Annotated in this window: 16 protein-coding genes; 6 read left to right on the plus strand and 10 right to left on the minus strand. The window is 40.0% G+C overall.

What is annotated here, in order from left to right; genetic code table 11:
• The 5 genes from BLS33_RS17095 to BLS33_RS17115 form a co-directional block, all read left to right on the plus strand.
• A partial coding sequence (locus BLS33_RS17095) for a PfkB family carbohydrate kinase (protein WP_245731514.1) occupies positions 1-438 on the plus strand: 438 nt, incomplete at its 5' end.
• A 55-nt stretch (positions 439-493) separates the two neighbouring features.
• Entirely contained in the window at positions 494-1714 is a 1221-nt protein-coding gene (locus BLS33_RS17100) for a 6-phosphofructokinase (RefSeq protein ID WP_089892354.1), read from the plus strand.
• A 10-nt stretch (positions 1715-1724) separates the two neighbouring features.
• A complete protein-coding gene (locus BLS33_RS17105; RefSeq protein WP_089892357.1) occupies positions 1725-2393 on the plus strand; it encodes a bifunctional 4-hydroxy-2-oxoglutarate aldolase/2-dehydro-3-deoxy-phosphogluconate aldolase in 669 nt (222 codons plus the stop codon).
• Positions 2394-2397: 4 nt separating this feature from the next.
• Positions 2398-3672 carry an Nramp family divalent metal transporter gene (locus BLS33_RS17110; protein ID WP_089892360.1) on the plus strand — a complete coding sequence of 425 codons (1275 nt, stop codon included), beginning with the start codon at positions 2398-2400 and terminating at the stop codon, positions 3670-3672.
• A 983-nt stretch (positions 3673-4655) separates the two neighbouring features.
• On the plus strand, positions 4656-7337 hold the full coding sequence (locus tag BLS33_RS17115) for an MGH1-like glycoside hydrolase domain-containing protein (RefSeq protein WP_089892363.1): 2682 nt from the start codon (positions 4656-4658) through the stop codon (positions 7335-7337).
• Positions 7338-7360: 23 nt separating this feature from the next.
• On the opposite strand, the gene BLS33_RS17120 is transcribed toward BLS33_RS17115, so the two are convergent.
• The 10 genes from BLS33_RS17120 to BLS33_RS17170 all read right to left on the minus strand — a co-directional run bounded on the left by BLS33_RS17120 (position 7361) and on the right by BLS33_RS17170 (position 21998).
• Positions 7361-8467, minus strand: a complete 1107-nt coding sequence (locus BLS33_RS17120) for a PAS domain S-box protein (RefSeq protein ID WP_218129582.1) — start codon at positions 8465-8467, stop codon at positions 7361-7363.
• Between the two features lie 171 nt (positions 8468-8638).
• Complete coding sequence (locus BLS33_RS17130; RefSeq protein WP_089892374.1) at positions 8639-10582, minus strand: sensor histidine kinase; 1944 nt, start codon at positions 10580-10582, stop codon at positions 8639-8641.
• Positions 10583-10980: 398 nt separating this feature from the next.
• Positions 10981-12879: a sensor histidine kinase gene (locus tag BLS33_RS17135; RefSeq protein ID WP_176801423.1), complete on the minus strand. Its 1899-nt coding sequence runs from the start codon at positions 12877-12879 to the stop codon at positions 10981-10983.
• Positions 12880-13125: 246 nt separating this feature from the next.
• The gene (locus tag BLS33_RS17140) at positions 13126-13536 is read right to left on the minus strand and encodes a response regulator (RefSeq protein ID WP_089892379.1); all 411 of its coding nucleotides are present in this window, start codon (positions 13534-13536) and stop codon (positions 13126-13128) included.
• 408 nt (positions 13537-13944) lie between these two features.
• The gene (locus BLS33_RS17145; protein ID WP_089892382.1) at positions 13945-15333 is read right to left on the minus strand and encodes a pectate lyase family protein; all 1389 of its coding nucleotides are present in this window, start codon (positions 15331-15333) and stop codon (positions 13945-13947) included.
• 44 nt (positions 15334-15377) lie between these two features.
• Complete coding sequence (locus BLS33_RS17150; RefSeq protein ID WP_089892386.1) at positions 15378-16847, minus strand: glycoside hydrolase family 140 protein; 1470 nt, start codon at positions 16845-16847, stop codon at positions 15378-15380.
• Positions 16848-16887: 40 nt separating this feature from the next.
• Positions 16888-17796: an alpha/beta hydrolase gene (locus BLS33_RS17155; RefSeq protein WP_089892389.1), complete on the minus strand. Its 909-nt coding sequence runs from the start codon at positions 17794-17796 to the stop codon at positions 16888-16890.
• A 6-nt stretch (positions 17797-17802) separates the two neighbouring features.
• Positions 17803-19257, minus strand: coding sequence for a DUF1593 domain-containing protein (locus BLS33_RS17160; protein ID WP_089892393.1), 1455 nt, complete (start codon positions 19255-19257; stop codon positions 17803-17805).
• A gap of 11 nt (positions 19258-19268) precedes the next feature.
• Positions 19269-20687, minus strand: a complete 1419-nt coding sequence (locus tag BLS33_RS17165) for a DUF1593 domain-containing protein (protein WP_245731516.1) — start codon at positions 20685-20687, stop codon at positions 19269-19271.
• Between the two features lie 12 nt (positions 20688-20699).
• On the minus strand, positions 20700-21998 hold the full coding sequence (locus BLS33_RS17170) for a nucleoside hydrolase-like domain-containing protein (RefSeq protein ID WP_218129583.1): 1299 nt from the start codon (positions 21996-21998) through the stop codon (positions 20700-20702).
• 164 nt (positions 21999-22162) lie between these two features.
• Here BLS33_RS17170 and BLS33_RS17175 point away from each other — a divergent pair, with 164 nt between their 5' ends.
• Complete coding sequence (locus BLS33_RS17175) at positions 22163-22924, plus strand: DeoR/GlpR family DNA-binding transcription regulator (RefSeq protein ID WP_089892399.1); 762 nt, start codon at positions 22163-22165, stop codon at positions 22922-22924.
• Positions 22925-22931: the final 7 nt, after the last annotated feature.

Below are 22931 nucleotides of genomic sequence, written 5' to 3' on the forward strand. Positions count from 1 at the left end.
AAACATTTCGGGATCCATCCCGAGGGCCTTGACGTGCACAAGCACGGCAGCGAGGTAAAGGCCGAGGCCTTTCTATCGGTCTGCAAGCAGATGATGAAAAAGTTCCCGAAGGCGAAAAAGGTGATCACCACCTTGAGGGGGTCCATTTCAGCATCGCACAATACCTGGGCCGGCGTACTTTACGACGGCGAGAAGATGTACGAGACCCGGCAGTACCAGATCACCGATATCGTCGACCGCGTAGGCGGGGGCGATTCCTTTATGGGCGGCCTGATCTACGGCCTGCTGCAATACCCCGACGACGACCAGAACGCGCTCGACTTTGCCGTGGCGGCCTCTTGTCTGAAGCACACCATCAAGGGCGATGCCAACCTGGTGACCGTCGACGAGGTGGCGAAACTCATGGGGGGCGATGCTTCCGGTAGGGTGGCACGATAGTTTTTAGTATGTAGTACTGAGTACAAAGTAGATAACTAATGTGAAATTTGAAATAATGTCAAATCAGAAATCCATATTGATTCTTTGTGGCGGCGGTCCCGCGCCGGGTATAAATTCCGTTATCAGTACCGTCGCCAAAGCATTTTTAAAAGACGGTTATCGGGTGCTGGGCCTACATGAAGGTTTTAAGGGGATTTTTAGTGAAACTCCGGAAATCAAGGAGTTCGATTTTTTTCATGCCGACCGCATATTCAGCAGAGGCGGTTCGACCTTGATCATGAGCCGGTTCAAACCGAAAGATGAAAAGTTGAACACTTCCCTTTTTCTAGAAAATAATGTAAAACTGTTGGTCAGTATTGGCGGTGATGATACCGCTTCTACGGCCAACAGAATTACTGGATACCTGAAAAAAGAAGGAATTTCCATCTCCAACATCCATGTTCCTAAAACCATTGATAATGACCTTCCCTTACCCGATAGAAATCCGACTTTCGGGTTCCATTCGGCCAAAGACGAAGGGGTGCGCATCGGAAATACTACGTATGAAGATGCCCGCACCAGTCAAAATTGGTTTGTGATGTCGACCATGGGGCGATCAGCGGGTCATTTGGCATTTGGCATTGCTGCAAGCTGTCATTTTCCGATGATGGTCATTCCAGAAATGTTCGAAAGCACGAATATCACTTTTGATAAGGTGGTTCGCATGGTCATTTCCTCCATGATCAAAAGAAAAATCGAGAACATTAATTATGGCGTAGCTTTGATTAGCGAAGGGGTATTTCATAATATGTCCGATTCGGAGTTGGATAAATGTGGAATTAATTTTACATACGACGACCATGGGCACCCTGAACTGGGGAATGTCAGTAAGGCTCACATATTTAACATGCTCGTTCAACAAAAACTTAAGGAGCTGGGCATCGATATCAAAAGCAGGCCTGTTGAACTGGGCTACGAATTGAGATGTTGTCGACCTATCGGCTTTGACTTGACCCTGTGTACGCTTTTGGGTCTTGGAGTAAAAAAACTTTTCGACGAAGGAAAAAGTGGTTGCATGGTAACCGCCAATTCGAGAGGAGAGGTGACGCCCCTCTTTTTATCTGATATTCAAGATAAAGATGGAAAAATAGCCCCACGTTTGGTAAATATTAATTCCGAATTTGTAAAACTATGCTTTCAAAATCTATATTATTTGAGTGAAGCAGATTATGATGCTGCAAAGCGTTATTTGAAAAATCCTTCGGAATATGATTTCAATAAAATACTAACAGAATAATAATATTATAATGGCACAATTTTCACGCATAGAAGTAGCTTCGGTAATGAAGGAAAACGGAATGGTTCCTTTATTTTACCATCCCGATATCACATTGGGAAAAAAAGTACTCAAAGCATGTTATGACGGTGGGGCAAGGCTCATGGAATTTACCGCTCGGGGCGATTTTGCTTTCGAAGTGTTTTCCGAATTGAACAAATATGCCATTAAAGAACTTCCCGGTATGATCATGGGCGTAGGCTCGATTACCGATGCGGCTGCTGCATCACTTTTTATGCAGATGGGTGCCAATTTTATCGTAACCCCTTCATTGAGGGAAGATATTGCAATCGTCTGTAACCGCAGAAAAGTATTATGGTCTCCAGGCTGTGGTTCCCTGACCGAAATCAATAAAGCCGAAGAACTCGGATGCGAAATCGTAAAGTTGTTTCCCGGTGATCTTTACGGACCTGGGTTCGTAAAAGGAATCAAAGGTCCGCAACCTTGGACAAGCATAATGCCAACGGGTGGAGTAAGTACCGATGAAGCTAACCTCAGAGGGTGGTTCGATGCCGGGGTTACCTGTGTAGGCATGGGCTCAAAACTCATTAGTAAGGAAATCTTGGCCAATAAAGATTTTAAAGGATTAGAAAATACGGTTCGGGAGACGCTAGAAAAAATCTCAAAATTGAGAAACTAATCGTATGGAAGCACAAAAAGCAAATCGTTCGATTTTAAACATGGTACTTGCTGCCGTGCTTGCATTTGGCCCTGGAATATTTGCTATCGGCTATACTATTGGTACGGGAAGCGTAACATCGATGATCGTAGCTGGGAGCACTTACGGAATGCAATTGTTATGGGTGCTTTTACTGAGTTGTATTTTTTCCGGACTGTTGATGTATGCCTATGGCAACTATGCCCTAATTTCTGGAGAAACAGCATTATATAGTTTTAAGAGACACATTAAAGGAGGAAAAATCATTGCTATTTTGATTATTATTGGTATTTCATTCGGACAATGGAATTCGCTGATGGGCATATTGGGCATTTCAGCAAATATCATTTATGAAATTTTCCTCATTTATTTTCCGCAACTTGAAGGTTTTCGATACGAAACAGTTCTCATCGTTGCCATCGTGGTAATCGCCATTATGTATGCCTTGTTGCTGGTCGGAAAGTACACCTTCTTCGAAAAAATATTGGTGATATTCGTAACCATAATGGGACTTTCCTTCATAATATCCCTGTTTATGGTCTATCCCTTACCGCTAGAAGTTTTGCAAGGCTTGGTTCCATCTGTTCCTAAAGTAGAAGGAGGTCAGATGATGGTCGCTGCCTTTGTAGGTACCACGATGGCCGCGGCCACCTTTTTGTCGAGACCGCTTTTCGTAAAAGGAAAAGGATGGACAATTAAAAACCTAAAGCAACAAAAGAAAGATGCAATTATAGCCGCCATTCTCGTATTCGTTATAAGTGCTTCTGTAATGGCAGTAGCTAGTGGGGCTTTGTTCCATCAGGGGCAACCCGTTACAAAAGTTTTGGATATGGTAAACACCCTTGAACCTGTAGCTGGCAAATTTGCCTTGACACTTTTCTTCTTTGGAACATTGAGCGCAGGTTTATCCTCAATTTTCCCATGCTTGTTGATTGCTCCGATTCTTGTTGCTGACTATCAATCGGGGGAGTTGGATACAAGTTCAAAACAGTTCCGGATAATAACGTTTTTTGCCTGCTTATTCGCTTTGATAGTTCCAATTTTTGGGGCTAATCCGATAGAGATGCAAATCGTATCCCAGGTCTTCAATGTATTTGTTCTCCCCATTGTGATTGTGGGAATACTTTTGCTTATCAACAACAAGAAAATAATGAAAAATCACAAAACCAGTATTTGGATTAATATTGGATTGGCAACAGCGCTTTTATTTGCCTGTGTGATTTCATATAATGGGATTTTGGCTCTGGTAGCCTATTTTTAGAAAGGGGTGGTTTCACAAAAGCTCAGAATTAATCCCTAGCACCAAAATTTTTAGATAGCCTACAAACACTTGAATGGTGCATAGAACCGGCACTTAATGAGACTGTTCTAAAATAGGAAGGAAGCCTTTCCATTATAAGTCCTATTCTTGGTCTTATTATAGTACTCTCGATAATATACCTTTTATGGAACACAAGATTTTTCCATTTCCTTACCTATAATAGGATCTGTACATTCCGCAAAGTGTTAAATATGTATTAAAAAGCGATTCTGCCGGTGCCCCCAAAAAGCGAGGCTTTGGTAGGCCCTTGAAACAGGACGTTTTTCTGAAAAATTTGAGTCCCGTCCGGACCGCCAACAAAGACAGGCCTTTCGAGAAATCGAGAGGCTTTTTCTTTTTAGTGGGTACAAAATAGGTACAACACATTACTTCTCCGTTAATCCGAATCAGGAATCAAAATCAATTGCTGTGTTTATGCGAAGATTGTAACTAATCTGAACAGTAAAAATTCTACCGTTTTGAAGCTGAGTAAAAAATGGTCGGTAAAAGCTTCCAACCCCCATGACCAGAAGCGCCCAAGTATTTTATGGCAAATCGATGGTCGGCAGTAACTTAAAAACCGATTTACTACCGCTGTGCCGACAACAGTCATGAATTGAATTTCTCAAGGGCTCATGGAATAAAACAAATCGATATTCAACTGTGGCACCCGGATTTTATGGCCTTTTTCCTTTTTAACAAGATAAGGGTTCCTCAATTTATAGAATGTTTTTTTGGGATGTCATAAAAAGATTTAATCAATACTGCCGATGAAACAATTCTAATTGGTTATTGATCCAATTTTGTCTATAAGCCCTTATTTTAGTGGTATTTAAGAAAAATTTAAGAAACTTTTACTGGGAGTCAGACCAACACTCTGAATTTCGAATTTGTTTGTCAGAGCTTAGACTTTTACAAATAGCAATCTATCAAACCGTTACAAAATGGCTACAAAGAATAAGGAAAGCGACAGGCTGTCAATTTCAGGTAATAATACCAACTGGAAAAAATGGGGTCCTTACCTAGCAGAGAGGCAATGGGGAACGGTGCGTGAAGATTATAGCGAATATGGCCATGCATGGGAGTTTGTAGACCATGAAAAAGCCAGGAGTAATGCCTATAGATGGGGTGAAGAGGGTATAGCAGGTTTCTGTGACTCCAAAGAGATATTGTGTCTGGCACCGGCCTTTTGGAATGGAAAGGATTCCATGCTAAAAGAACGACTCTTTGGTCTGACCAACAATCAGGGGAACCACGGAGAAGATGTAAAGGAGCTCTATTTTCATCAGGTTTCTACCCCTACACATTCCTATTGCAAGTACCTGTATAAATACCCGCATGCGGCATTTCCGTATGACAAATTGGTAGAAATGAACCAGCGTGGCCGTGAGCTACCCGAGTATGAGCTGCTTGATACCGATTGTTTTAAGAACAACGCCTATTTTGATTGTTATATTGAATATGCGAAGGCCGATATAGACGATATTCTAATGAAGGTCACCGTTGTGAACCGTGGTAGCAAAGCAGCAGATATTCACATTCTTCCCCATCTCTGGTTTCGAAATTTCTGGAAACATAACAAGCGGTTTTCCCGACCAAAAGTGCAATCGGTTTCAGAGAGTTGTGTAAAAGCAAAAAGTGTTCGTAACGGCACTCATTTTCTTTACCATGAAAATGGAGCGCAGCTTTTTTGCGAGAATGAGACGAATAACAATCGTATTTATGGGGTGCCCAATAAAGTTGAGTATGTAAAAGACGGCATCAATGACCATGTGGTGTCGGGTAAGAGCAGTGTTAACCCAAAAAAGAGTGGATCCAAAATGGCCTCATGGCACAAATTCAGACTAAAGAAAGGGGAGGAGAAGATTATAAAAGTGCGACTCAGCAAAAACAAGTTGAAGAATCCATGGACCGAATTTGACAATGTGTTCGACCGAAGAATCAAGGAATGCGAAGAATTTTATGGTGCTGTGATAAAAAAGGATTTACCGGAAGCTCATCAGCAAATCGCCAAGAGTGCATTTTCGGGACTTTTATGGACCAAGCAATTCTATTATAACGATGTGTTCAAATGGCTTTTTGGAGGACCGGGAGAGGAAAAGCCATACCGTGCAAACGCGAGAAATTTTGGTTGGCAGCACCTTACCAATAGAGATATCATCTCAATGCCCGATAAATGGGAGTATCCATGGTATGCCGCTTGGGACTTGGCTTTCCATATGGTTTCATTTGTTGAAATAGACCCCGTATTTGCCAAAGAACAGCTGCTTTTGGTATTAAAAGAGAATTATATGCACCCCAATGGGCAGATACCGGCCTATGAGTGGAATTTCAGCGATGTTAATCCGCCGGTGCATTCTTGGGCCGTCTGGAATGTGTATACGAAAGATAAAGAGCGAAAGGGGCAAGGTGATACCGATTTTTTGGAGAAAACGTTCCGTAAGCTGCTTATTAACTTTACCTGGTGGGTCAACCAGAAAGACAAGCATGGCACTGATCTTTTTGAAGGAGGTTTTTTAGGATTGGACAACATAGGGGTTTTTGACCGAAATCATATGCCACCGGGTATCACAAGAATGCAACAGGCCGATGCCACTAGTTGGATGGCCATGTTCACCTTGAACATGTTTCAGATGTCGTTGGAACTGGCAAAGACCAATCCTAACTACGAAGAGGCTGCTTCAAAATTTTTCAGGCACTTCCTGAATATTGCATGGGCCATGCATCACATCGGACAAAAAGAAATCTCGCTCTGGGACGATACCGACAATTTTTATTATGACGTGGTTGAAATGTCAAGTGGGGTGATGAGTCGGATGAAAGTGCGGTCGTTGGTGGGAATCATTCCGATGTTTGCCGTAGAAGTTATCAATAAAGACTTCTTTGAAAACCTTAAGGAATTTAAAAACAGGGCTGCCGCGATAGTAAGAACGCGCCCAGACTTGGCATCACTGATTTCACGTATCGAAGAAGAAAATGAAGACGGGAATTATCTGTTTTCAATCATGCGCGGTTTTAGGTTGGAGCACTTGCTTAAAAGACTTTTGGACGAAGATGAGTTTCTATCTGATTATGGAATTCGTTCCCTTAGTAAATACCATAAAGAAAATCCGTTTGTCTTTGAACATCACGGGCAACATAGAATTGAATATGAACCAGGCGAGAGCCGCTCCAATATGTTCGGGGGTAATTCCAACTGGCGTGGGCCCATTTGGATGCCATTGAACTATTTGATTATTCAATCACTACGCAAGTACTATTCCTTTTATGGGGATACTTATCTGTATGAATTCCCTACCGGTTCGGGAAATAAAATCAACCTAAATGAAATCGCCAATGAGCTGACTAAAAGACTGATTCGTTTGTTTGAGCGAAATTCAGAAGGCAAATTCCAATATCACGCCGATAGTCCGCAAAAAAAGTATTCAAAAAACGAAGATTTTAAAGACCATCATCTCTTTTATGAATTTTTTGATGGCGATAATGGTAATGGGCTCGGAGCTTCACATCAAACGGGGTGGACCGCCCTGATTGCCAATCTGATTTTGGAAATGGAAAATTCTGAAACCAAGCCAAGTTCGGATGATCAGTTGGCGGCTAATCCATCAAAAAAGGCATATTCGTGAAATAGGGTCATGTTACTTCATTTTTATGCCCATATTTCACCTTTTTTAATTTGGCCCCATAAGTCTGTAAAGAACTCCTTTGAATGGTGGCCCGAATTTATGATTTGGTGTGTTTTTCCGATAAGTTCGTTTCGTTCATAATTTGATGTTTCACAAAATTTATCATTAACAGAAATAATAGTGCCATTGGCATCTGTGATATCAACAAGAGAACTAGCATCCAACGCTTCTTTGTACTGCTTTGTTTCTTGTATCGATGCATGTAATGCATTCTCATACTTTACTTTTTCCTGTTCTGCATTGTTTAATCGTATTGCCACTGTAAAAATGTTGCTCATTGAAAGAAAAATTGCAACGATGGAATAAACAATAATTCCGGCATTCACATCTACTATATCGTAATTAATGAGGTATAATAGTACAAGGCCCTGTACCATAATCAATGTAAAAACAAAATGGCCGGACGTTCTCATTAACTTGCTGCCTATATAGTTGCTAAAAAGCAAATCATTAAACGCTTTATCAGCATTTTTGTGAGATAAAATACTAGAAAACCAGAATAAAATTAGAGAGGAGTGAATTGGTATGAGCAACAGAAAACCGGCATCATTTCCAATAATATTTAAAATGAAGATAATTACGGCAGCCGCATTTACTAAAATTATAGCAAGAAAAACAAGTTCGATAATTGCATTTATTTTTTCCGATTTTGAATACATTCCCCATATTGAAATTCCTAATAAAAAGAAACAAATTGCTGCAGCAAGAGACATTTTTCCCGGAAACGCTGTAGCATAGGTATTATTTATGAATAGGGTGTCAATACTAAAATTAAAATCAAAAAAATATTGACCAATCGTTACCAAGGCAATGATCAGAACACCACTAATAGTGGCCCTATTTAAAATTAAAAAAAGAGTTGATTTTCTTTGTGCGGCCAATACTCCCAAACTTGATAAAAAGAAAGAAAGCGCAGTACTAAATTCCATTGGTGGAACACCAGGGATGACAGTTAAAATGGGGCGTATATTAAATAACCATCCGCTAATGACAATTATACTTATGGCCAATACAGATAAGCTGATATTCTTAATGTTTTTTGACTTCTTTGCCTTTAATTCTATCGACATACTATTTATTTTTAAAAATAAACTTTGGGCTTTCGCTATTTTTAATAAAGATTAAAAGGAAGTTGTGATTCCCTAAACCTTATGTTGTTGGCTTTTTATAATACGTTCCATTTTTACTTAACGCAGAGCATCACTTTAATTATAATTCGAAGAAAAAATAAATTTTGATCATTAAATAAAATTTTTCAGTATCGTAAAGTTAAATGTGCTTCCTTCATTTTCTTTAGAATCCACCCATATCTCGCCTCCGTGCAAATGGACTATCTTTTCACAATGAGCGAGACCAATACCGGTACCCTCATAAGCATCTCGCTTATTAAGACGTTGAAAAATGGCAAAAACATTACGACTGTCTTCTTCTGGAATACCGATACCATTGTCTTTCACTGAGAATTTGAAATAATTAGTATCCTCTTTTGCCGATATGTGAATTCTAGGAGTGGCCCCTTCCTTTTGAAATTTTATGGCATTGCTAATCAAATTCTGGAACAGCAGGCGAATCTCTATACCGTAAGCTTTTAAAATCGGCAGTTTATCCGTTGTAATTACGGTGTTTTTCCTTTTAATTATAGCCGCCAGGTCATCGGTTATTTCACGAACCGTTTCATTGCTATCAATAGTGATCAGTTCTTTTTCGCGACCAATTCTAGAGTAGTCTAGAAGCCCTTTTATCAATGAACTCATTCTATCTGTCGCCTCTGTCATGAAATTTAGGGACATTAGGGCATCTTCATCTAATTCAAGGGAGTATTCTTCTTGTAAAATGTCGATCATGCTTCTTACCGTTCTCAAGGGTTCTTGCAAATCATGGGAGGCAATAAATGTAAATTGTTCAATTTCCTTATTCTTTGCTTTAAGGCTCTCATATTGAGTAGACAACAATGTATGTTTGGTTATGTCTTGTCTAATGGTCAAGAACTGGTAAATTTCTCCAAACTCATTTATAAAGGGTATGATTGCCGTATGTACCCAATAAAATACACCGTCCTTGGTCTTATTTCTAATTCCTCCGCTCCAAACCTCGCCACTTTTAATTGTTGTCCAGAGTTCAGCAAAGAACTCTTTTGAATGGTGGCCGGAATTAATGAACTTATGGGTATTTCCGATAAGTTCGTTTCGTTCATAATTTGATGTTTCACAAAATTTATCATTAACAGAAATAATAGTGCCATTGGCATCAGTGATATCAACAAGAGAACTAGCATCCAACGCTTCTTTGTACTGCTTTGTTTCTTGCATTGATGCACGAAATGCTTTTTCAAACGTGTTTTTGTCAAATTGTGAATGGTTCAATTGAATGGCTATCACAAAAGGGTAAACACAGGCAGCAAAAACCCCGAAGATGGAATAAATAATAAAACCTGTATTTGCATCAGTTATATTATTATTAATTAGGTATAAGTATATAAGCCCCATAATCATAATGGCAGCAAAATTATAGGGAACCACCGTTCTTACTACCCTGCTTCCCGCATATTTACCCAATACCAATCTGTTCAGACCTACGGTGGCATTTTTGTGGAATAAATAGCCAGAATACAAGAATAAAACTAAAGAGGTGTGAATGGGTATGGGTATCAGAAAACCGGCATCATTTCCTGGAATATTTAATATGAAGATAATTACGGTAACGAAATTTAGTAATATAACTGCTAAATAAATGAAATTGGTAAATCGTTTTATTTTTTCGGATTTTGAATCCATTCCCCAAGTTGAAATTCCTGCCAAAAAGAAACAAATTGCCGTCGCGAGAGACATTCTCCCCGGAAATTTTAAAGCATAGGTGTCATTTACAAATGAGGTATTAAAACCAAAGTTATTACCAAATAAATCTTGACCAATCGTTACTAGGGCAATGATTAGAACACAAGTAATAGTGGCTCTATTTATGATTAAAAAAATAGTGGATTTTCTTTGTGCGGCCAATACCCCCACACTTAACAGAAAGAAAGAAAGTGCAGTAATAAATTCCATCGGTGTCACACCAGGGATAATATAGAGAATCGCTCGAATATTAAACAGCCATAAACCAATAACGATGATACTCATCGCCAAGGCGGATAAGCTCATATATTTAATATTTCTAGACTTAGTAGCCTTTATATCTATGGACATATAACTTTTTTAAAAAATAAATTTTGGCCTTCGCTTATTTTTAATGAAAATGAAACAGAAGTTGTGATTTACTAGGCCAACCAGATACACAAAAAAACTTGAAAATTTCATTTAATGACTGTTCAACAGCTTTTATCACTAACAACTATAGGAACAACATAAATTTTAAAGACTGCCTTCTTCATACTATAAGTAAAAACATTATTAATGTGACGCTGACTTTGTAGAGGATATGCCTTTACCTTAACCATAAACAACTTAAAAGTAAACTTAGCTTAAATGCATTACGGGTATATTTATTAATACTTTAATTATCAATATTTTATAGGCTTTTTGTAATGCGTTTCATTTTTTATTAACGAAATAAATCATTCTAATAATTCGATTTTTTTGAAGCATTAAATAAAATTTCTCAGTATCGTAAAGTAAAATGTGCTTCCTTCATTTTCTTTAGAGTCCACCCATATCTGGCCTCCGTGCAAATGGACTATCTTCTCACAATGAGCGAGACCAATACCGGTTCCCTCATAAGCATCTCGCTTATTGAGTTGGTTAAAAATGGCAAAAACATTACGGCTGTCTTCTTCTGAAATACCGATACCATTGTCTTTTACTGAGAATTTGAAATAGTTAGTATCTTCTTTTGCCGATATGTGAATTCTTGGTGTGGCCCCTTCTTTTTGAAATTTTATGGCATTGCTAATCAAATTCTGGAACAGCAGGCGAATCTCTATGCCGTAAGCTTTTAAAATCGGCAGTTTATCCGTTGTAATTACGGTGTTTTTTCTTTTTATTATAGCCGTCAGGTCATCGGTTATTTCACGAATCGTCTCATTGCTATCAATAGTGATCAGTTCTTTTTCGCGACCAATTCTAGAATAGTCCAGAAGCCCTTTTATCAATGAGCTCATTCTATCGGTCGCCTCTGTCATGAAATTTAGGGACATTCGGGCATCATCATCTAATTCAGCGGAATACTGTTCCTGTAAAATGTCGATCATGCTTCTTACCGTTCTCAAGGGTTCTTGCAAATCGTGGGAGGCTATATAGGTAAATTGTTCAATTTCTTTGTTCTTTGCTTTAAGGTTCTCATATTGAACAGCTAACGTTGTATGTTTGGTTATGTCTTGTCTAATGGTCAAGAACTGGTAAATTTCTCCAAGTTCATTCTTAAAGGGTATGATTGCCGTATGTACCCAATAAAATATACCTTCCTTGGTTCTATTTTTGATACCTCCTGCCCATATTTCACCTTTTTTAATTTGGCCCCATAAGTCTGCAAAGAACTCCTTTGAATGATGGTCCGAATTAATGATTTTATGGGTTTTTCCGATAAGTTCATGTCGGTCATAATTAGATACCTCGCAAAATTTATCATTAACAGATATGATTTTACCATTGGCATCTGTAATATCAACAAGAGAACTACTATCTAAAGCCACTTTGTACTGCTCAATTTCTTTAGTTGAAGCATGAAATGCTTTTTCATACATGTTTCTTTCATGCTCAGCATTGTTCAATTGAATGGCTATCACAAAAACGTGAATAACTGAAACCGAAACTGCAATGATGGTATAAACAACAAAGCCACTATTGAAAACTATTATATGGTTATTAATTAGGTATATAAACCCTAAGCCCATAACTATGACCGCTGTAAAATTATAGGGGACCACCGTTCTTATTAGCTTGCTTCCCGCATATTTGCCAAACAGTAATGTATTAAAATCTTCAGTGGCATTTTTATAGGATAAAAAGCCTGTAAACCAAAATAGAATAAAGGAGGTATGAATTGGTATGGGGATCATAAAACCGGTATAATTCCCTGGGATATTTAGTATATAGAGAATTATGGCAACAAAATTTAGTAATATAACTGCGAAATAAATGAAATTGGTAAATCTTTTTATTTTTTCGGATTTTGAATCCATTCCCCAAGTTGAAATCCCTACCAAAAAGAACGAAATTGCCGTCGCAAGAGACATTCTCCCCGGAAATTTTAAAGCATAGGTGTCATTTACAAATGAGATATTAAGACCAAAGTTATTACCAAATAAATATTCGCCAATCGTTACCAGGGCAAGGATTAGAACACAAGTAATAGTGGCCCTATTAATGATTAAAAAAAGGGTAGATTTTCTTTGTGAGGCCAATACCCCCACACTTAACAGAAAGAAAGAAAGAGCAGTAATATATTCCATGGGTGTCGCACCAGGGATAATAGACAAAATCGCTCGAATATTAAACAGCCATAAACCAATAACGATTATACTTATCGCCAATACGGATAAGCTCATATACTTAATATTTCTAGACTTTATAGCCTTTAATTCGATGGTCATATAATTTTAAAAATAAATTTTGGCCTACCCTTACTTTTAGTAAAGATCAAAAAGAAGTTGTGATTAGCTAAAACGACCAAGGGCAAGAAAAAAATCTGAAATTTTTATGTGAGGATTCTTAATAGCCGTAGGATAATAGTACTACTGTACCAACATACTTACTAAAAAAGGGCATCTTATGTGCAAGTAAAAACAAGAATTTTATTTAGTTGGCACAAAGTATTCTTCAACAATTTCTTCAATCATTTTAGTAGTCAATGGCTTATTACGATACCCATTAATTGTTGTAAAGGTATTGGCTTTACTTAAATCGTCTGGGTTTAATGAAGTTGTCAACATTATCAAGACAATGTCACCTTGTGTGTTGGCGTTCAATCTTTCATATTCTTCTAAAAACTGCCAACCGTTCATAATTGGCATGTTGATATCCAAAAAAATGATATTGGGCTTGGGTTCATTATCGTTAGATTGGAGATAATCCAATGCTTCTTTACCATTTTCTACAACCGTGACTTTTTCCGTCAGTTTTGTTTTTTTAATTACGAATCGATGTACGAAATTCGTGGCTGGGTCATCATCAACCAGTAGGATTGAATTAAGTTTTGGGGCCATACTTTTTTTGTTTAAATATTCGACATGCTCGTTGCCTTATATTATTTTTCTCAAATCGATACTATAAAAATCGATACCTAATTCTTACTAAACAGAATAATTCTAAAAAAAGTATAAAAATGTAAGAAAATACTTATTAACGAATGTTGTTGAAACACAATCAACTATTCAGTTTATGCCTATAGGAGAACAACATATTTACCGTATTTTCTTCTATTTTGCCGGTGTTATTTTTTGTGCGTTTTTTAGGTTGTCGTATTCAGAAATAGTTGTGTTGCCAGTGTACATTACTACAACTTTTGAGCGCTTAGAAAGATTGAGTGTGAAGCTGTCTGTCTTTAGGTAAGTAGCGATGGTGGTAATGCAACAGACACCAATGACCGTGGTCTAAGTTCAATTGGCTCAGTTTTAATTAATGGCATTCAAATATTTTTCCAACATGGTATAACCATCAGTGCCAACTATGTTTCTATCAGCCGCATTATTAGAGTCAAGGTTATTTTCCTTCTCCCAATTGTCGGGCATACCATCATGATCAGTATCGACTGGAGCTCGCGTACTTTTTAGTATTGGCCATCCGCCAACATCCATTGGGGTGTCTATTATTCCTGTCTTTTTGGCTTTGTCAGCTACTGATTTTCGTTGCTTGTATGAGCTGCCTTCAAAGGTTGCGGATCCTTCCCTGGTTTCCTTAATAATACGCGTGTCTACGAGATCTCGCTTTGGTAATATGGCACCCGCTTTTTCGAGAACGGATTTAAAGGCTTCTTCAGCTGTTTCTTGGTTAATGGGCATGGATGCCCATGATTTTTCTAACTTAACGTATTGAATGTTGGTATCTCCACCTTGCGGCTGCACTCCTCCATTCCAGTTATTGGCTGATACCGCCTCATTTCCTTCTACAACATTACGGGCAATAAACCATTTCCCGAAGTCTGACGTTTTTTTTCTAAAGGAAGGGTTTGCAATGCGATACGATATTTTACCAGGTTCCGTTGCAGGGCCTGGTTTGTAGTAATTGGCAACTATATTAAATTTCGAAAAGGAAAATTTAGGATTGTCTCCTTGATGATTTTCACCTCCATAGCAACTGTTATAACCCCAATTGTACAATACGTTATTTCTATAATCGGTGTACCCCGAACCAGAAGCCATTCGAGGGTTGCGGCTACTATGATGCGCGAGAAGATTATGGTGATAAGTGCTATGGTTTGACCCCCAGATTCCTCCAAATCCATGAGATCCTTTGACGTGGTTTGAATTGAACATGCTTTCTGAAATAATACTCCATTGAACAGTGATACTATCACAATGGTAGATTGACATGGTCTCATCAACACTCCAACTCGCCGAAAGATGATCCAAAATAATATGTTTGGTATATCTGCTTGAAACCGCGTCTGAATCATCACCCGATTCATTTCCTAACCGTATTCTTAAAAACCGGATGATTACATGGTCGGTTTCGATAACCAGTGGATTTTTTTTAATGCAGATTCCATCCCCCGGGGCGGTTTGCCCAGCAATCGTTATGTACGGATGTTTTATTCTCAGAGGGCTTTCAAGTTCAATTGTTCCTGACAATCTAAAGATGACCGTTCGTGGTTCGGAGGCTTCCACCGCAGCTCTTAAACTGCCCTCTCCGCTATCATTTAAATTTGTTACCTCATAGACTACACCACCACGTCCCCCTTTTGAATATTTCCCATAGCCTTCAGCTGTAGGGAACGCCAGTTGTTGGGCATAAATATTAAATCCCATTAACACCAATGCAATTGTTAAAATCGTTTGCTTCATAATTAACTGTATTTTGTAGAATCCTTCAAAAGCCTTAGCCTCTTCTATTGGTCGATTCGAATTACTAATAGGGCATCTTCCCAACTTGATGGCGGTGTCATTTCTCTTGATTCACTTTTCTTAAAGGAGGGAATTTTCTCTTTTCCCCCGTCTCTTGGGTCAAGCCAATAGGCTTCGGCATCCATGGTAAGCATATTCGTTACGCGACTAGTCGAATTATCGGAGAAGTAGACCACTATGATATTGTTCGATTCCGTAATTACTGCCGTTTTTAAATTTTCGCCTTCTCCTATCGCTGAAATTATGTTCCCGTTAGGTATCCATTCGTGCCATTTGTGGTCTATTAGAAATTTTTTGCCCACATTCGTTATTTGTGCTGCGCCAATAAAATCTAAAGCTTGTTGCCACGTATACCCACAATTGTAATCTCCCTCATTTCCCCGCATTGACCAGATTGGTCCGGCACCATAGGTATGACCTGCGCCACCGGCAAAGAAGGTTTGATAAAACTGCCGACGAATCCTCACGGGCGTGACCCAACCACACACATGGCGATAAGAACCGTATTCATAAGAGCCTTCTAAAAAAAGACTTGGTTTAACAGGTTCTTTCAACTGGTAATCACCTAGCATTGTTGGATAGATTTGATCAAGTTCGCGCCACACTTCAACGCCATTGGAAGAAAGCCACTCATCTGAATGAAACCAATTGGACGAATTATCGGGCACGTCGCCATCGGGATGAAAGGTTATTAACACCTTGTCCCATGCAGGGTGCTTTTCGTTCCATTTTGGTCGCTGACCGGTAACGCCGTGTGCTATGCCTTCTGCCATGGCCCGAAATATGCTGCGTTTATCCCATTTCTGAAAATGGGAGTTCTTATCATACCCATCAATTTGAGCTTTTGCATCGCCCCCGAGAACCCAAATAATATTGGGTTCGTCTTGGTATCGTTTGCCTAAAAAGGCACCGTAGGCCTTGGCTTCTTCTTCGGAAAATTCTTGTTGCGGCCCGCCCATCTGTGGCGTAATATAGGCACGTCCCCAGCAGGGCAGCAGGGCTAGATATAGCCCTCTTTTTTTAATGGCCTGAACGACATAGTCTAGGTGGTCCCAATAATCGTTCGGGGCATTTGGCCCTCCACCTGAAACTACAAGGGGTTCCGAGGTATTTGGCATATTTTCGCTACCGGTAAATGGCCGAAATCCGTAGGTGTTGGCAGCATTATGTGGTCCCATTTTCATTCCTCCTCCGTGTGGGTACCAGAATGCTACGGTTTGGATGACCGTAAAACCAAGTTTTTGTCGATTATCAAGGTACATGTCAATTTCCTCCCGGGTGAGTTGCTGAATCATACCCCATCCGGTATCCGCTATCCACAGAAAAGGGCTGCCATCAGTATGTTGAATATAATGACCATTTGAAGAGACCTCCAACGCTCCCTTTTGCCATGGTGTTTGAGCGGTTACAAAAAAAGTCATACTAACTAATACTAGAACTAATATCTTTTTCATAATGGTGCTATCTTCTTTTGCTGTTACTTTCTTTCTGGTTTTAACGGGGTGGGCTATTAATGGTTTCTTTCAGCCAGGCCATCACTTGGTCGCTATAGTTGGGAAGGTGCTTGTTCCATTCGGTTAGCCGGTGTGGCGCTCCGGGGAGTGTAATCAAGTCACAGCGAACGCCGTTAGTTCTTAGTTTTGTTTGAAATAAAAGAGATTGTTCATAGGGCACGGATTGGTCTGTATCACCATGTATCAGTAAAAATGGGGGAAGTCCGGGCCGGATATAATTGATAGGCGATAACGCTTTTAGCATGCCAAGGGATTCAAGGGTCAATTCCTGTGGGCGATTTAGGAGGCCACGTTGTGCCCTTCCAAGAATATTTCCCCGTTTGGGAAGTTCTTGAACAAAATCTGTCAGTGGCGCATAACCAACAACGGCCTGAATGCGAACAGTTTCATCGACAACTGTGGCCGCAAAACTGGCTAAATGTCCACCTGCAGAATAGCCAACGAGTGCAATTCGGGAAGGGTCTCCTTTAAAGTTCGCAGCATTGGCCTTAACCCAGCGGATAGCGGTTTGAACATCATCAAGACAAGAGGGCCACCGATGTTCGGGAGCCAGGCGGTAATTGATGGAGAACCATGCGAACCCTGCTTTGGTCAGCATTTCGAGTACTGGTGCATCATCAGGGTTGGCTTTGTCGCCTCCCGTCCAGCCACCACCATGAACGTAAATAGCAACAGGAAACGGTCCCTCTCCTTGAGGTTCGTATATATCTAGAAGTAACTCTTCTCCAGCAGCGCGACCGTAAGGCATATTGGTGTGTGTAGCGAGCGAATCAGTGTACGAACCAGCCTGCATAGCTGTACTAACGAAGAGAAATGCTATACCTAAGAGAAACATCTTTATTTCCCTAACTTCAATATTACCGCTTGATATCCCATTGTGTCCTATCATCTGTAATTATTTAATTGTGATAATCGTACGTTGGTATCGGGTAAGCTTTGGCTTGCCATTATCCGTCACTTCACAAATCATATGGATGGTATCGCCTGTTTTGGCATCTTTAGGGATGATGAAGTTGGTCTTTGGTTTATCTGAATCAAAAATTTCTACAATACCCCTATAGGTACCCGCTTCTTGATATTCCCACCAGGAATAATTCAGTTCATCACCATCTGGATCAAAAGTTCCTTTCGCACTTAGCTTGATTTTAGTTCCAGATTTTGCGGTAATATCCAGATTATTATCCAGTTTGACAATGGGGGGGTGGTTCGCCTCCTCAAAGGATGTAATGCACCAATCGGCTCGGGCGGCAAAATCGTTCTGTAAGGCATCTGCCCATCGGGTGATGGGTTTGAAATATACCTCCATTAAATCTTGATTTTTAGGATATCTGTCGCGCATATAGTTTCGACCCCATGCGGTTGCCGTATACCACCTTCCTTCCGGGTAGGTGTAACCTTTTTCTGGTACAGGGTCTAACCACGTATTGTCACGAACATTGTTATAGCGACCTCCCCAACCCCCGTAACCGGGAGATTCCAAATTTCGCAATCCCGTATCGATCATATGGAAGAATGCGGGAGAATCACCTTCAGACCTAAAATCACCTTTGGTTTTGGCATCACCAGCTCGAAACCCCTCGTTATCCCCTCCGCCTTTATAGGCTTCGTATAATGAGCAGAGCGGACCATGGTTTTCCAGAATATTCGATTTCATCCACTCACTTTTAAAATAGGGCAGTTTGTCTTTCGGCATCACTTTGTCCCATTGATAGGCAACTGCCCAAAACTGGTCGCAGATTATTGTTGGGATATTGTATTTGCCCCAATGCGGTTTGATATAAGATTGATAGGTGTTATCTTGTTCCCATATAAAGAAAAAGCGAAGTTTTTTAGCAACTTTCTCCATCTTTTCGGGATGCTTTTCTTCGATTGACTTCAATGCCCGCGCAATGGTATTTGTGCCACCCCACGCTTGAATCCAGATGGGATCGTTATCCGATTCATCCAAAAGAACTTTAACGATATGTTGAGATCCTGGTGTGATGGAATCCATTTCGCCTTCAGCTTCAACATTTCCCAGGTAGTTAATTGACCTCAAATAGTCCGGTGAGGGATAACCCTTGTCATGTCGTAACAAGTTAGGGTATACTTTTTCATAAGCATCTAAATATGGATCGATCCAATCGTCGCCTGCCCATTTATGACCGTGCCAATGGTATTGTGAACTAGAAGTAATTATTCCCTCAACATCCCACTCATTGGTATATAATAAAAAACGAACCATGGAGCATTCATCGTCTATTTCACCATCTGAGGTCACAATTATTCGCGGTTTCTGGCTTTGACTTTTTACCTCTGTCTGGGCCGTGAACAACAGAATGATAACGCTTATAAATACAAGTTTTGTCATCTTACAAATCGTTATTCTTCAATTGTAACTATTACCCGTTCATATCGGGTTAATCGTGGTGAGCCATGGTCGGTTACCGCAAGAATAATATGCATGGTTCCCTTCCCTGAACCACCGATTCTACTCTTTGGAACGGTAAACCAGGCTTCGGGTTGGTCAAAATTTTGAATGGCCAAAGGCTGTCCACTACGTGCGCTAGAGACTGAAAATGTGCCGGCTTCTTCATAAAAAAACCAATGGTATGAGAGCGCATCCGCATCGGGATCTTTAGAACCTAGGGCACTTAAAAGTATTTTGTCCCCTTTTTTTGCAATAAGATTTTTTTTATGAGTGAGATTAACCTTGGGCGGGTGGTTGGCATTGTCATATGGCTTTATGGTCCAATCCATTCTTGCGGAAAAATCATTTTGAAAAGCCTCCCTCCAGCGCCATATTGTTTCGTGGTTACCAGAATGCCAACGCCCATCAACACCTAAAACTTCGTCTTCAGCATCAGAATAGATAGGTCTGCTTTCTGGATGTAGAAACCATTTTTGCATTCTTGGGGTGTAGTGTTCATATCGACCGCCCCAACCGCCCCATTCTGGATGTTCTGCATTATTTAAGCCATTGTTGATTAAGGATAAAAAAGAAGGCGTGTCACCTTCCATAAGATATTCCCATAAAGGGTACTCAGCTCCTAAAGGACCTTTGCTTCGGACGTTTTGATCTAACCATTCATTGGAAACAACACTAAAATTGGCACCATCGCACCGAGCATGGAAAAAATCACCACTGATACCACTCCATGTTGCGTGATGATAACCGCCTCCTGCATTAAACCCCGGGCTAACGATATAAAACAATTCTGGAAACTCTTTACGGATCCATGGACCGCTATCATCTTGATCTGAAATTGTGTAAACCCTGATTTTGTCAACGAATTCTTTAAGTTCTTTTTTTGAACGGGTTTCCCTTACTTTCCATAATGCTTGTGCCAATACATTCGGGCCGCCCCACGCTGTTACCCATAAGGGTCGTGAATCGTTTTTGTCAACCGATTTTATCAATAGTTCAGAAGCAGGTGAATCTTTTTCCGCACCAACTGCGCCTATTCCATATTCTGGTAATCCTTCGGTAATTAAAGACTTTACTTTTGCACCGGTCGGAAAACCTGATTCATGTTTTTCCAAGTTGTCTCTAACTTTGGCATAGGCTTCAACAATTTCTTTAATGCGGTATGTTGCCACCTTATTTTGTTGATGGATGGAGGTTGTAGCGGCCAATCCTTCAATATCATAATGATTCGCATACACTAAAAACCGCACCATTGACATGGCATCATCGGGCTCATTTTCTATGTCGGTTAGCACAAAAACTCTCGGCTTTTCTTGGGCAACGGTGGTCATTGTCAGTGCAAGTATGCCAACTATGGCTATAAGGTTTTTCATTTTCATCTTCTTTTATTTACTAATCCATTGCCACCTTTTCGCCCAATCCAATAAAAAGACTTCCCGATGTTTTGAAACTGTTTTTGCGCCTTGTTGATCTCCGATGTATAGCTCAGGCTCCTTTTTGTCACTATACCAATTGGGGCCAAGCCGATAATCATCTGGTGTGGGTTTCCCTGGCCAAGGGGTAGTACTTATATATTGTCCTGTTTGAGCATCTAGTTCAGGAATTGCACTCTTTGTAATATAAGTGCCCTTTTCCGGTTTCTTAGAGGAATAGCGCACCCCATAGGTTCCATTGCCAAGGTAATATCCTGGCCAGATTTGATTCGAAATTTCCAGCGTAAAACAAACCGAATCTTTAGCAATGCGTAAATCGGGCCCTTTGAATTTCCAGTTCAATTCCGCATAAGCCGCTACTGTATCGTTTGACGTGCTATTGCCGTCAAAAATTACTCGTGAACTGCGGTCGATAGCTGTAAAACTTCCACCCCAGCTCTCTCCTGTGGGTTCGTTAGGGTCGCCATTCATTATATAGGCGAGTGATGGGGTGTCTCCCATTTTTATTTCGCCCCCATAGTGATTTTTAAAATTCTTCCCCATAGCTCCGCGTCCTTGAATGAAGTTATCGTAATAGGTTTTACCTTTTAAGTTTTTTGGGGATTCCGGGTCCATAAACCAACCCCGGTATGTAGCGTTTGCCTCGATCATCCACAGGTCAGGGTGGTTTTCGGCGATGTAGGCATAGGCATTGATGCTCCATTTTTTATTGGGACCTCCAATCCAATAGACTTTGATTTTTTCTTTGATTTTCGGTGCGTCGTGCAGAGCTTGCGCAACATCTTCCAAACCGCCCCAAACTAAAACCCAAAGGGGCTCGTCGGTTTGTTTAGTAGCACATTTGATAATCCAGTCCGAACCTTCGGTGGCGGTAGAGAAGCCCTGGTAAGGTGCCTCGAGAATCGTTCCCTGTTTGCAAACGGCCCTCAAGGAATCGGGATCAGGTAAACTTGGGGCATGTTTTATTAATTCTGGTAAATCTTTTTCATATAAGTCGATCATATCCAGAAAGTCCTTTTTACGACCGTTCCCAAAAGGGGAAGAAACCAGTCCTTCGATTTGAAAAAGATCGGCATACATCAATAAATGTATCATAGATTGAAAATCATCGGGATCAGTTCCTCCGATGTCCGAACTGATTAATACCCGGGGCTTGGATATTTTTTGGTCTGCACCCTTAGGGAGAAAGAAAGCACCGATTCCCAGCATTCCGATAATACCCAGAACCAATAAAACCTTTGTATAAGTCATGGACACAGTTTTTTATCGATAACCTTAAGGATTGATGAAATCATGCATTTATGATTTATGAAACACAAATATATGTAAAAGAAAATAAAAGAAAGTAAAAGAAAAAAAAGATAAATAAACGAAATGTTTTACCTTTGATTTCTATTAATCCCATTTTTAAAAATATGCTCGCAAACCAACGTAAGGAAAAGATACTCGAACTCTTAAAAGAAGATGGTTCGGCCAAGGTTGCCGATTTGGCAAAACTCTTCAAGATAACTGAGGTTACCATTCGTCAAGATTTAGAAAAACTAGAAAAAAAGGGTTTAATTGTCAGGGAGCATGGTGGCGCATACCTTAAAAATATGGAGGACCAAGTACGCAACTTCTCTTTGGTCCAGCAAGATAATTTAGAGTTAAAAGAAGCTATTGCCATTAAATGCCTTGAATTTATTGAGAGTGGCGATACGGTCATTCTGGATTCCGGGAGCACAACTACCGAAATCGCCAAAAAATTGATTGGGTATAAAAACCTAACGGTTATTACCAATGCCCTTAATATAGCCTTAATGTTAGGTACTGAATCAGGTATTGAAGTTATTATGACAGGAGGTGAATTCAAGCCTCCTACACTGTCGTTGACCGGGCAAAAAGCAGCTGATTTTTTTAAGGGTCTGAATGTTCAAAAGTTGTTTTTGGCAACGGCGGGTATTTCCTTGAAATCTGGTCTGACCTACCCAAGTATCAGTGATTTGGTGGTTAAGAGGGCAATGATCGATGCTGCTGATATTACGTATTTGGTAGCTGATAGTACTAAAATAGGTAAGAGCGCTTTGGCAAGTCTAGGCGCCCTTTCAATGATAGATTATATTATAACAGATTCGGGAATGGAAGAAAAAGATCAGGAAGTTTTTAAGGATAATGAAATAGAGGTGATTTTGGCCTAAGCGTTTT

The sequence above is a fragment of the Kriegella aquimaris genome (assembly GCF_900103215.1).
GTDB lineage: Bacteria > Bacteroidota > Bacteroidia > Flavobacteriales > Flavobacteriaceae > Kriegella > Kriegella aquimaris.

Bases quoted from the DNA above. Each gene is read 5' to 3' on its own strand.
- BLS33_RS17100 (WP_089892354.1), top strand. From the start codon at position 494: ATGTCAAATCAGAAATCCATATTGATTCTTTGTGGCGGCGGTCCCGCG.
- BLS33_RS17105 (WP_089892357.1), top strand. From the start codon at position 1,725: ATGGCACAATTTTCACGCATAGAAGTAGCTTCGGTAATGAAGGAAAAC.
- BLS33_RS17110 (WP_089892360.1), top strand. From the start codon at position 2,398: ATGGAAGCACAAAAAGCAAATCGTTCGATTTTAAACATGGTACTTGCT.
- BLS33_RS17115 (WP_089892363.1), top strand. From the start codon at position 4,656: ATGGCTACAAAGAATAAGGAAAGCGACAGGCTGTCAATTTCAGGTAAT.
- BLS33_RS17120 (WP_218129582.1), bottom strand. From the start codon at position 8,467: ATGTCGATAGAATTAAAGGCAAAGAAGTCAAAAAACATTAAGAATATC.
- BLS33_RS17130 (WP_089892374.1), bottom strand. From the start codon at position 10,582: ATGTCCATAGATATAAAGGCTACTAAGTCTAGAAATATTAAATATATG.
- BLS33_RS17135 (WP_176801423.1), bottom strand. From the start codon at position 12,879: ATGAGCTTATCCGTATTGGCGATAAGTATAATCGTTATTGGTTTATGG.
- BLS33_RS17140 (WP_089892379.1), bottom strand. From the start codon at position 13,536: ATGGCCCCAAAACTTAATTCAATCCTACTGGTTGATGATGACCCAGCC.
- BLS33_RS17145 (WP_089892382.1), bottom strand. From the start codon at position 15,333: ATGAAGCAAACGATTTTAACAATTGCATTGGTGTTAATGGGATTTAAT.
- BLS33_RS17150 (WP_089892386.1), bottom strand. From the start codon at position 16,847: ATGAAAAAGATATTAGTTCTAGTATTAGTTAGTATGACTTTTTTTGTA.
- BLS33_RS17155 (WP_089892389.1), bottom strand. From the start codon at position 17,796: ATGATAGGACACAATGGGATATCAAGCGGTAATATTGAAGTTAGGGAA.
- BLS33_RS17160 (WP_089892393.1), bottom strand. From the start codon at position 19,257: ATGACAAAACTTGTATTTATAAGCGTTATCATTCTGTTGTTCACGGCC.
- BLS33_RS17165 (WP_245731516.1), bottom strand. From the start codon at position 20,687: ATGAAAAACCTTATAGCCATAGTTGGCATACTTGCACTGACAATGACC.
- BLS33_RS17170 (WP_218129583.1), bottom strand. From the start codon at position 21,998: ATGACTTATACAAAGGTTTTATTGGTTCTGGGTATTATCGGAATGCTG.
- BLS33_RS17175 (WP_089892399.1), top strand. From the start codon at position 22,163: ATGCTCGCAAACCAACGTAAGGAAAAGATACTCGAACTCTTAAAAGAA.